Below are 9,920 nucleotides of genomic sequence, written 5' to 3' on the forward strand. Positions count from 1 at the left end.
GGCACCATCTCGATCGCCGCCATCGCCAAGCGCCTCGGGGTGAGCCGGGACACGTTCTACAGCTACTTCCCCCAGGCCCGGGCCCGCAGCCAGGCCGCCGCGGCCGCGACCGCTTCCGACGGGGAGGCCTGACCCCATGCCGATCCGGCACGAGCACCGCTTCTTCTACCCCATCGACTGGCCCCAGCTCTCGGCCGTGATCCGCTTCCAGCGGGCAGGGGGGCGATGCGAGGTCTGCGCCCGCCCGCATGGCCAGCGGGTGTTCCACCTCGGCGATGGCCGGTGGTGGGACGGGGAGGCGGCCTCGTGGCGCGATGGGGCAGGGCGCTTCATCTGCCTCGCCATCGGCAGCGACGACATCCTCGGGCAGGTGCGGACCACGCGCGTGGTCCTGGCCACGGGGCACCGCGATCATGACACGGCCAACAATCGCTCGAGGAACCTCACAGCGTTCTGCCAGCGCTGTCACATGAACCACGATCGTCCCGAGCATCGGCGCCGGCGATGGCGCACCCTGTTCCGAAGGAAGGCGCTCGGCGACCTGTTCAAGGGTCCGTATCCGAACGCCTGACCCGAGAGGTCCGGGGGCCGAGCACGGCCGCGGAGGCCGCTGCAGGACGGTTCGCTAGCGCAGCCCCCCGCCACTTCAAGAATGTCGCCAACGGCCAAGCTTTGCTACCGCGGCGCGGAAACCGGCTGGGATGGGGCAGGATGCGGTCAGTGAGCGACGGCGGAGCGAACGACACCAGGGCCGCCCGGCTCCGGCGCCTGTGGCGCAGCCACGATACCAACGTCCGCACCAGCGGCCTCGCCCTCGGACGGCCTGCGCTGGTGGCAACAGGGCAGGGGGCCCTTCGCCGGCCGGCCCACGGCATGACGGCGCGGGAGTTGATCGCCATGGCGCGGGCGGCCCGATCCGGCAGCGCATCGCCGATGCCGGGATCTCAATTCGACACGCGGCGGATCGATTGGCCCTGACCAAGCGGGTAACCAGCGACCCTGCATCCTCCTCGCGAGCCATGTTGCGTACCGGCTCAGCCGTGAGATGGACGATCCTCCCCGCCGGCCCGTGAGCAGATCGGGCGGCGGGGCTGCTTCATTGAAAATTAACTATACGCCCCCCATTTGAGGGTCATACCGATCGCGGCTCTGCCGCTGGATCGGAAAGCGGCCACGATGCCGGGATGGGGTGACGCCGGATGTACGCGCACCGTGTCTCAGCGTCCGTGGCCGTTGCCATGTCCGGGCCTGGGCTGGGCTGGGCTGGCGCTTAACGGTTTGTTGCCGATGTTCCTTCAGGTTGCCTCCATCTCTTGAGGATCCTGACCGATGCGCGTTCTACTGATCGAGGACGATGCGTCGGTCGCGCAAAGCATCGAGCTGATGCTCAAATCCGAGCGGTTCAACACCTACACCACCGATCTCGGTGAGGAGGGGATCGATCTCGGCAAGCTCTACGACTACGACATCATCCTCCTCGACCTGAACCTGCCCGACATGTCGGGCTACGAGGTGCTGCGCGCGTTACGCGTGTCGAAGGTGAAGACCCCGATCCTCATCCTCTCCGGCATGGCCAGCATCGAGGACAAGGTGAAGGGCCTGGGCTTTGGCGCCGACGACTACCTGACCAAGCCCTTCCACAAAGACGAACTCGTCGCCCGCATCCACGCCATCGTGCGCCGCTCGCAGGGCCATGCCCAGTCGGTGATCACCACCGGCGACCTGGTGGTGAACCTCGACGAGAAGACCGTGGCCATCGCCGGCAACCGGGTGCACCTCACTGGCAAGGAGTACCAGATGCTGGAGCTCCTCGCCCTGCGGAAGGGCACGACCCTGACGAAGGAGATGTTCCTCAACCACCTCTACGGCGGCATGGACGAGCCCGAGCTCAAGATCATCGACGTGTTCATCTGCAAGCTGCGCAAAAAGCTCGCCAACGCCTCCGGGGGCCAGAACTACATCGAGACGGTATGGGGCCGCGGCTACGTCCTGCGCGAGGGTGCGCCCGAGATGCGTGCGCTGGCCAGCTGACGCTGGCGTCCCCGGCTAAATTTCGACGTTAGGTTCCCGGTAACCCTTCGCCCTCAGCCTGACGCGCATGACCAAGCGCACCATCAAGACCACCAGGGCCGCCCTGTGGGCTGCGTCGCTCGCCCTCTGCTGCCTTGCCGCGTTCACGTTCATGCGCGCCACACAGGCCGCTGATCACAGGGCCCTGGTGTCGCTCGGGCGAGACCCGGAGACCACCGGTTCGGTTGTGATGAAACCGATGAGATGGTGTGGCGTCGCCCCTTGGTGCCGGTAACGGGTTGAGCCGTACAGATCCACCTCAGGATGCGATAGCGCGCCTATGTGCGATCATGCTTAGCGAGAATGTGCTCGATCCCCTCTGTCACGAGGGCCTCAATCGAGTTACCTGCCCTGCCATGCTCGCTCACAAGATCGCGTGATAACTCCCTGATTTTCAATACGAGTTCGCGGTCGAGCCAAACCGTGAACGCCTGACGGTTTGCTCGATGATCCCGCCGATTAGGTAAAGGTGTAGGTGTATCTTTAGGTTGAGTTTTAGCTTCAAACTTATTAGGCACGTCGAGGATGGGCTGTTCGCCTATCGTGAACGCTGCCGAGAGACCGGGCTTCTTAGCCATTCTGCTTCTCCACGCGCTTACGCTTCACCTTCAACCCGATTTGCTTCGCTACCCATCGAAACAATGCTTCGACCTCCTCAGCGCCTTTCCCATCAGGCTCTAATTCCTGAATGGTCCTTCCATCGTTGAAACAGGATTTGAACCCCTTCCGATGGCTCACCGTTGGAGCTCCGTTGGAGTTACCGATAGGAATTCCCCTTGCAGAAAAACCCTTAGAGGCTTCTTTCACATCATTTTTTCGGCCAGATACATCAACGTCGGAGAATATAACGAAATGTTTCTTTCCGATGCCTTCCAACATAGAAGCTGTACTCGGCACGGCGTCCATGTCTGCGAGACTGGTTCGCGACGGGATTAGCACGAGATCCGATAATTCAGCTGCGCGCTTTCCCATCGCTTCCGATTTACCGGCCGTATCGATGAAAACGAGTTCGGCCCCTTGTGCTTCGAATGCCTTAAGTGTCGGTTCTAGGAAATCTGGCGTGGTTTCTGGCCGGACGGGGGGGCCGTCGACCTGTCGACGGGTCGACCACATTCGAAGAGTCGCCTGAGGATCTGTGTCCACAATCGCGGTAAGGATGCCGGCCTGGTGGGCTGCTACGGCGAGGTGGGCTGTTAGGGTGGATTTACCAATCCCCCCTTTGAGCCCGACGAGGCTGACGACGTGCACGGAGCACCTCCACGAATCAAACGAATGCGATTTATACCGTTTAGGTGTACGGGGTAAATATACCGTTACGGTTTACTTTTAGGTGTAGGTTTACGGAAAGTGTGTCCTTGTTAGGCTCTCCTCTCTGCCCAACATCGTGCTTGCGTCCCGTTGATAGGCGAGTGGCAAAACGGTATGCACCAGCGGCACCTCAGGAGACCGGGCCGTGTGACCTGTTTCCTCCGAAATGGGCCGGCCTGTACAGCTACTGGTGGGATCGAGGCGGCCCACGACAGGCCCGCCATATCCGATTTAGGTGTAAGTTTACGTAAAAGTTTACTTTTAGTGTAGACCGCGCTTGACTGCCTATTATCGTGCCTACATCCCACTGATAGGCGAGTAGCAGAACGGTACGCCTGACCAGCGTTTGAAGATGCCGGGCAGAGGGACCTGTTTCCTCCGCAGCGGACCGGCGGTACCGTGGTTGGCAGGGTTGGGGCTTCTCCCGATAGGCCCACGCTGGATCCGGGATATCCCAGAGGCTCAAAGTGACTGAGCTGGGGCTATCTGGGTAGGAACTTATGCTTGCGTCTTGATAGCCTTCGCAAGCACCTCATTCATCCGAGTCTGCCAACCGGCGCCCGTGGCCTTGTAGGCTTCCACCACATGGGGATCGAGACGGAGGGTCAGGCTCACCTTCGGTGCTTCGGACCGCGGCCGACCGCGTCCACGCTTGGGAAGGAGCGCATAGATGTGCGCCGGCATCTCTGCCGCAGGACGCAAGCTCGCAAGCTGCTCATCGGTCAGCTCCGGGTTGTCCGAGACCTCATCCCAGTCCTCCTGCGAAAAGCCCAGGGGGGCTAGATCAGCTTTTTGAGCGGTAACGGTCATAGGCAGCCCTTTCCTTCGGGTTGGCCGGGCGCAGGCTCACGATGTCGAAGGCCTGCGTTCCGAGGGGTGAGACGACGACAGCGACGACGAGCGTTCCATTCCAGTCGCCGATCAGAAGGTAGCGCGTCCGGCCCCGTTCGCTCGGGTAGGTCGGCAGATACAGGGCGGTTTCGCCATCGAACGAGGCGTCGAACTCGGCGAAGTCCAGCCCGTGCTTGAGCAGGTTCGCTCGCCGTTTGATCTCGCTCCACGTCGCGCTCATGCGAATATATGTAGGGGCGTTAAATCACCGGCGCAACGAATAAGAGCCCCTACAGAAATTTCTGGTGCCGTTTCCATACCTCGCTGCGCCGGGCGAGGAGCGGCACCGGAGGATGAACCCCCAAGCGTTCCCATATCGGCGGCCAGGATGGGTAGGCAGCCGACGCTGCACGAGGGGGCCAGTATGCGTCGTTGATCGACCCGGCCGACTCCCTACCGTTGACTTAACCGTGTTACCCGGCCGACATGCCATGTCCGGCCGCGCTCGCTCGTGCGAGTCGTGGGCGGACATCAGGAGAGATCACCGCCGCGAGATAGACCCTGAAACGACTACGGCCCCCCTGTCGCCAAACAGGAGGGCCGCGAAATCGAAATGGTCTGTGAGGACCCAACACAATCCCTCACAAGCCATAGAGCGCCCTCGGGTGTCAAGCGGGAACGCCAATTCCCGCATCGAGAAGTCGTGCCTTGTGCTTGCCGCGGCCCGAGAGGGTTGAGGACGATGTTTCACGCAACCATGCGGGGTGCGATCGAGGACGCGCGAACGCTTGCGCAGATGGATGCCCTGTCACGCCAGGTGTGGCAGGCGCACGGAGCAGGGGCCGTCGACGATGACGAGGCCCAACATCTAGCTGAACAGCTGCACGCCCGGCGGGGGGCGATTCGCGATGGCATCGTGCCGGTCGGGATCCCTGCCCGCCGGCCGAGCCTGTTCCCGACCCGTCGGGCACCGGTGTCGCCGGATCGCCTGGCCTCGCGCGATCGGCGTCGACACCTGGCCGCGTCGGGCCCAATGCCGCCGGCACTGGCGGCGCGCTTCACGACAGGCCAGCTCGCGGTCCTGCGCATCGTCGGCGACGAGGTCGCGGCCAAGGGCGTGTGCGGACTGTGCATCGATGCCATCGCCGCCCGAGCCGGTGTGTGCCGACGGCTCGCTCAAGCCGCCATCCGTCTGGCAGCGAGCGACGGGCTGCTGACCATCGAGGAGCGTCGCCACCAGGGCCGGAAGAACTCGCCCAACCTCATCCGGGTGATCAGCCGGGAATGGCAGGCATGGATGCGTCGTACCCGGCGTAAGCCCACTGACCGGCAGGGACAGTCTCAACCGGCCTCATCTGGGAGGGGGGTAGGGTGCAGAACGATTCATCCCACGGATACAGGGGTGTTAAGTTCGGGGAAAACCGAAGCCAGCGGCACTGTCGTAGAGCTGCCGGCACGGCAGAGTCGGACCCGACCATGAGGGGATCTGGAATCGGTGCGACCGGTCCGGACGGCGGAGCCATGCCGAGGGCGCATCCGGCCGGGCGGAAAAACGAACGATTGGGATGATCAAGTGGGATGCCTGGGCGGCGCGGCCCGAGCTCGTCGCAATGCTAGCCACGGGCGTTCAGGGGAGGTGGGCAAAGACAACGCCATTCCCGCTGGGCATTCCAACGGCTAACCAATCGATCACGATTCTGTGATGGCTGGATTAAAGTGCTTTCTGGATTCTACTGAGGTTTCGCGCGGAAACCCGTCATTCTACGAAGAACTGTTGCAGTAATGGCATAGCGGCTCGGGAGATGGCAGAATACGCATAGGTTAAATAGAGATGATTTGAACCGTAAGGACCCACCCCGTGCTGAAGACCCTCCTCACTGGCGCTGCCTCTGTTCTCTTCGTAGGAGCTGCTTCTGCTGCCGATCTCCCGCGTCGCGCAGCACCGCCGGTGTTCGTGCCGGTGCCGGTGTTCACCTGGACCGGCTTCTACGCGGGTTTCAACGCGGGGTACGCCTTCAACGAGAGCGACCGGATTCGCACCACCGGCATCGGCGCTCTGCAGAACAACGTCAACGCCGGCCTTCGCCGCGGTGATGTCCGTCTCTCCCAGGAAGGCTTCACCGGCGGCGGCCAGATTGGCTACAATCTCCAATTCACTCCGGGTTCCGGCGTCGTTGTCGGCTTCGAAGCCGATGCGCAGTACACCGACCTCCAGCGCACCCAGGTCGACAACATCTTCCTGCCGGTGTTCAACCCAAACCGCCTGACCAACACCTATCGTTCGGAGCTCGGCTTCCTCGGAACTGTGCGCGGCCGCATCGGCTACGCCTTCGACCGCGTCCTCGTGTACGGCACCGGCGGTTTCGCCTACGGCGATGTGTCCCAGAACATCAGCTTCACCACCGGCATCCCGCAGACCTATGCCGGTTCGCGCTCGCAGATCGAAACCGGCTACGCCTACGGCGGCGGCATCGAGTACGCCCTGCCCACCGAGTCGTTCCTGAACTTCTTCAAGTCCAGTGCCGTGACGGTCAAGGCGGAGTACCTGCGCTACGATCTCGGCACCAAAAACCTCCTCGTTGGCACCACGGGTGGTCCTGGCATCGGCTACAACTCCCGCTTCACCACCGAGGGTAGCCTCGTGCGCGCTGGCGTGAACTACAAGTTCGGCTCGTACTAGGACTGGTGGGATTTTCAGGTTCGACCTGAGCGTTCCTAGCCCCGATCAACCAAGCCACTTCCGCTGAGGCAAACCCCAAGGAGAGATCCTTGGGGTTTTGTCATTCAAGGGGGAGCTGCGGCGAATGTGGCATTCTCGATTTTAGCGCTCACGCTGCCAGTGCTTGGCATGTACCCAGCGCCACCGACGAGGGAATCGAAGCGAGGGCGGCATGACCGGCACGGCGCGGCCCACCACCGATTTCCTAGCCGTCGCTCTGGAGAATGGAGAGTTGCGTCAGCAGCTTGCCGAGGTTCAAGACCAGTGCATCGAGCTTGCTGTCGACGCAGGCGAACTGCACGCCGAGATCGATAGACTTCGCGCGCAGCTGCATGACGCCGAACGCGCATGCGATCGGTGGCGTGCCCTGGCCGAGCAACGGTTGGCCGGTTGAACCGGCAACTTGCGAGCCTAGCCTGACCCATCAGGTGCGGCCTCGACACGAAGACGGCAGGGCTCTTAGCCCCGCCGCTACGCTGTGATTGGATCACCCCAACGTTGAGGGGGCGAAGCTGGCCTAGAGAGCCGATGCGTCAGCGACGACGCGCCGTGCCGTCGGCGCCCGCGGGGTCAGCGAGGGCGTGGTCGTCAGCTCGGAAGCCGGGCGCACCGCCGCGGTGACACGTGCCTGCTCACGGTAGAGCGTCGGGGTGACGGTGATGCGCTCGTCGGCCATCGCGGTGCCCGCCAGAGTGACGGACGCCAGGGCAGCGAGGACGAAGGTACGAACGGTCATGATGTCGATTCCTCTGGTGGGCCGGGGCCTGCCCCGGTTCATGAGAGGAATATGCTTTGCACTGCACCATCATTCAAACAGATCGGATCGATAGCCAGTATCGATAAGATCAATGATTGGCGGTTGCTTGATCGGGGATACGAGATCGCCGTTCGCCATGGCCGAAACGAAGAACGGCGAGGCTTTCGCCCCGCCGTCGCGCCAGGATGGAATGGTAGTGGGAAAGGGGCCTAGAGTCCCATCATCGCCTGCGAGGTGCCGACGACGGTGAAGATCAGGCCGGCGATGAACACGCCCGCCATGAGATACGAGAACCCGGTCAGCGCCATCGCGAGACCCTTCCTCACGGTCCTCAGCAACGGTTTCCACCCGAGGTCTGGCCGTACTGCATCACGGGGAAGTTCTGCTGGTTGGCGTTGCCCTCGGCGGCCGAGCTCATCGGGCAACCACCATACGACGGCACGCGGGACGGGGCGTAGACCGAACCGGTGGTCTGAACCTCAGACCCGAACGAGGTGTAGCGCGACGGACGCTCACCGGCCACGGCGGACGAGATCGAAGCAACGCCAAGGATAAGGGCAGCGGTGGCGGTGGCGATACGGGTCTTCATGGCTGGTCTCTCAAGCTCCTTTACAGGACTGACCTGGGTTTCAGGTCCGTTTCTCTGTGTGTGAACCTAATATGGGGTGTCTCTTTCATTCTGGACGTGTCGATCCGCACGCACCATCGCGGATTAAGCGACAGGGGCACTATGCGAGCCATCGATGCGTCGGAGCACTCTTCCAAACCCTCCAACAGCATGGCCGACATGGATCGTGTTCCGTTGCCATAGGTGCTCGACCGGAAGTTTCGCCGAGGTCAAATCAACACCTGGCAAGTGAAAGTTTTATTGCTCGATTGTTTCTGCGCAGATGCAATTGCATATCACTGGCTTCTGCGGGTAATGCCAGAGGCACCGTACAGTATGGAACCATCGTGATGACCGAACCTGAAACAGCCCTATCAGCCGATTACGTCGAGCTGAGCGCTGACATCGTTTCAGCCTATGTCTCCAACAACTCCGTTCCTGCAAGCGAGCTTGGCAAGCTGATCGTGGGTGTGCATGCCGCGGTCATCGGCCTTGCCACAGGCGGCTCTGCCGCGGCGGAAAAGGAGCAGAGTGCGAAGACGACCCCTGCGGAGATCCGGAAATCCATCACGCAGGACGCCCTCATCAGCTTCGAGGACGGGAAACCCTACAAGACCCTGCGCCGACACCTGACGATCCGGGGGATGACGCCCGAGGCCTATCGCGCGAAGCACGGCCTGCCTGCCGATTATCCCATGACGTCCGCGGCCTACTCGGCTCAGCGATCCAAGCTTGCCAAAGCCCTTGGACTTGGTCAGCAGCGCAAGGGAACGAGCTAGGCTCTTCCAAACCGAGGCGCGTACAACCCAACGAGGCAGTTTCCAACGCACCGGCCCAAAATGAAGCCGAAGTGCGCAGGGCGATGGCAGGCGGCTGAGACGGCCTCGTATCGCAGAACAGGCAACACCAGCGAGGATTGGGTCCAATCCCCATAGGGAAGGGGATCCACCGGTATACATCCAATCCGTCGACTGCCGTTTCTTTCAGCTTGCGGAAACCGCGGAGAGACGCTCTTTGCAGGCGATTGCCATAGCTGGTCCTCTGGCATCCCACACTGAAACTTTCAGCCCGCGGCGTCATCGCACGACGGGCTGTTTTTTTGGAACAAAGGCATTCACCGGACGTTGGTGATCCTCGCCAATCTACAAAAGTAAATACAAAGTAAAAGCTACAGTTTCCCACAGCATCTTCGATCTATTCGTGGTGTTGCCGAAATGCACTAGAGGCCGGAGGCTCGGGTTTGCTAAGCCGAGATCACACCGCACCGAGAGTGCGCCTCTGATTTCCGGCAGCCGCCCCATGTTCAAGACGCTCTTCCTCGCCAGCACTGCCGCCGCCCTCCTCGTGGGCGCTGCCTCGGCCGCCGACCTTCCGCGCCGCGCGGCTCCGCCGGTGTTCGTGCCGGTGCCGGTGTTCACCTGGACGGGCTTCTACGCCGGTTTCAACGCCGGTTACGGCTTCGACGCCTCCAGCAACAGCGCCCCGACCGTCATCGGCGTGAACRGCGCCAGCACCCTGGTTCTGCCGGGYACCACCCAGGCGATCGCCTTCGGCAACGGCCGCAGCAACGACGGCTTCGTCGGCGGTGGYCAGATCGGCTACAACTACCAGTTCACCCCGGGCTCCGG

At 62.3% G+C, this 9,920-nt stretch carries 14 protein-coding genes and 1 pseudogene; 9 read left to right on the top strand and 6 right to left on the bottom strand.

Going from position 1 to position 9,920, the window contains the following annotated elements:
• The 4 genes from ASF25_RS22130 to ASF25_RS15875 form a co-directional block, all read left to right on the top strand.
• The coding region (locus ASF25_RS22130; RefSeq protein ID WP_156369023.1) for a helix-turn-helix domain-containing protein at positions 1-132 on the top strand (132 nt) is incomplete at its 5' end.
• Between the two features lie 4 nt (positions 133-136).
• Positions 137-571 carry a hypothetical protein gene (locus ASF25_RS15865; RefSeq protein WP_056305797.1) on the top strand — a complete coding sequence of 145 codons (435 nt, stop codon included), beginning with the start codon at positions 137-139 and terminating at the stop codon, positions 569-571.
• Positions 572-720: 149 nt separating this feature from the next.
• Positions 721-978 carry a hypothetical protein gene (locus tag ASF25_RS15870; protein WP_056305799.1) on the top strand — a complete coding sequence of 86 codons (258 nt, stop codon included), beginning with the start codon at positions 721-723 and terminating at the stop codon, positions 976-978.
• A 351-nt stretch (positions 979-1,329) separates the two neighbouring features.
• On the top strand, positions 1,330-2,031 hold the full coding sequence (locus ASF25_RS15875) for a response regulator transcription factor CtrA (protein WP_056305802.1): 702 nt from the start codon (positions 1,330-1,332) through the stop codon (positions 2,029-2,031).
• 317 nt (positions 2,032-2,348) lie between these two features.
• On the opposite strand, the gene ASF25_RS22890 is transcribed toward ASF25_RS15875, so the two are convergent.
• The 4 genes from ASF25_RS22890 to ASF25_RS15885 all read right to left on the bottom strand — a co-directional run bounded on the left by ASF25_RS22890 (position 2,349) and on the right by ASF25_RS15885 (position 4,450).
• Positions 2,349-2,648 (bottom strand): hypothetical protein, encoded by a 300-nt coding sequence (locus ASF25_RS22890; RefSeq protein WP_156369024.1) that lies wholly within the window; start codon positions 2,646-2,648, stop codon positions 2,349-2,351.
• The gene (locus ASF25_RS22135) at positions 2,641-3,318 is read right to left on the bottom strand and encodes a ParA family protein (RefSeq protein WP_082502823.1); all 678 of its coding nucleotides are present in this window, start codon (positions 3,316-3,318) and stop codon (positions 2,641-2,643) included. The genes ASF25_RS22890 and ASF25_RS22135 overlap by 8 nt, the downstream gene beginning before the upstream one ends.
• A gap of 558 nt (positions 3,319-3,876) precedes the next feature.
• Entirely contained in the window at positions 3,877-4,188 is a 312-nt protein-coding gene (locus ASF25_RS15880) for a BrnA antitoxin family protein (RefSeq protein WP_056305804.1), read from the bottom strand.
• Positions 4,163-4,450: a BrnT family toxin gene (locus tag ASF25_RS15885; RefSeq protein WP_056305806.1), complete on the bottom strand. Its 288-nt coding sequence runs from the start codon at positions 4,448-4,450 to the stop codon at positions 4,163-4,165. The genes ASF25_RS15880 and ASF25_RS15885 overlap by 26 nt, the downstream gene beginning before the upstream one ends.
• 501 nt (positions 4,451-4,951) lie before the next feature.
• On the opposite strand from ASF25_RS15885, the gene ASF25_RS22140 reads away from it, so the two are divergent.
• The 3 genes from ASF25_RS22140 (at position 4,952) to ASF25_RS23370 (ending at position 7,322) form a co-directional block, all read left to right on the top strand.
• Positions 4,952-5,689 carry a hypothetical protein gene (locus ASF25_RS22140; protein WP_200927310.1) on the top strand — a complete coding sequence of 246 codons (738 nt, stop codon included), beginning with the start codon at positions 4,952-4,954 and terminating at the stop codon, positions 5,687-5,689.
• 378 nt (positions 5,690-6,067) lie between these two features.
• Entirely contained in the window at positions 6,068-6,889 is an 822-nt protein-coding gene (locus ASF25_RS15895; RefSeq protein WP_056305811.1) for an outer membrane beta-barrel protein, read from the top strand.
• Between the two features lie 211 nt (positions 6,890-7,100).
• Positions 7,101-7,322: a hypothetical protein gene (locus tag ASF25_RS23370; protein WP_082502825.1), complete on the top strand. Its 222-nt coding sequence runs from the start codon at positions 7,101-7,103 to the stop codon at positions 7,320-7,322.
• A 123-nt stretch (positions 7,323-7,445) separates the two neighbouring features.
• Here the strand turns inward: ASF25_RS23370 and ASF25_RS15900 are convergent, their stop codons facing one another.
• Both ASF25_RS15900 and ASF25_RS15905 read right to left on the bottom strand, forming a co-directional pair.
• Positions 7,446-7,664 carry a hypothetical protein gene (locus ASF25_RS15900; RefSeq protein ID WP_200927311.1) on the bottom strand — a complete coding sequence of 73 codons (219 nt, stop codon included), beginning with the start codon at positions 7,662-7,664 and terminating at the stop codon, positions 7,446-7,448.
• Between the two features lie 352 nt (positions 7,665-8,016).
• On the bottom strand, positions 8,017-8,274 hold the full coding sequence (locus tag ASF25_RS15905; protein ID WP_056305813.1) for a hypothetical protein: 258 nt from the start codon (positions 8,272-8,274) through the stop codon (positions 8,017-8,019).
• Positions 8,275-8,642: 368 nt separating this feature from the next.
• Between ASF25_RS15905 and ASF25_RS15910 the strand changes: the two genes are divergently transcribed.
• Positions 8,643-9,071, top strand: coding sequence for a MucR family transcriptional regulator (locus ASF25_RS15910; protein WP_056305815.1), 429 nt, complete (start codon positions 8,643-8,645; stop codon positions 9,069-9,071).
• Between the two features lie 520 nt (positions 9,072-9,591).
• A pseudogene (locus ASF25_RS15915) lies at positions 9,592-9,920 on the top strand (porin family protein); the annotation flags it as partial.

It is taken from the genome of Methylobacterium sp. Leaf100 (genome assembly GCF_001422845.1).
Taxonomy (GTDB): domain Bacteria; phylum Pseudomonadota; class Alphaproteobacteria; order Rhizobiales; family Beijerinckiaceae; genus Methylobacterium.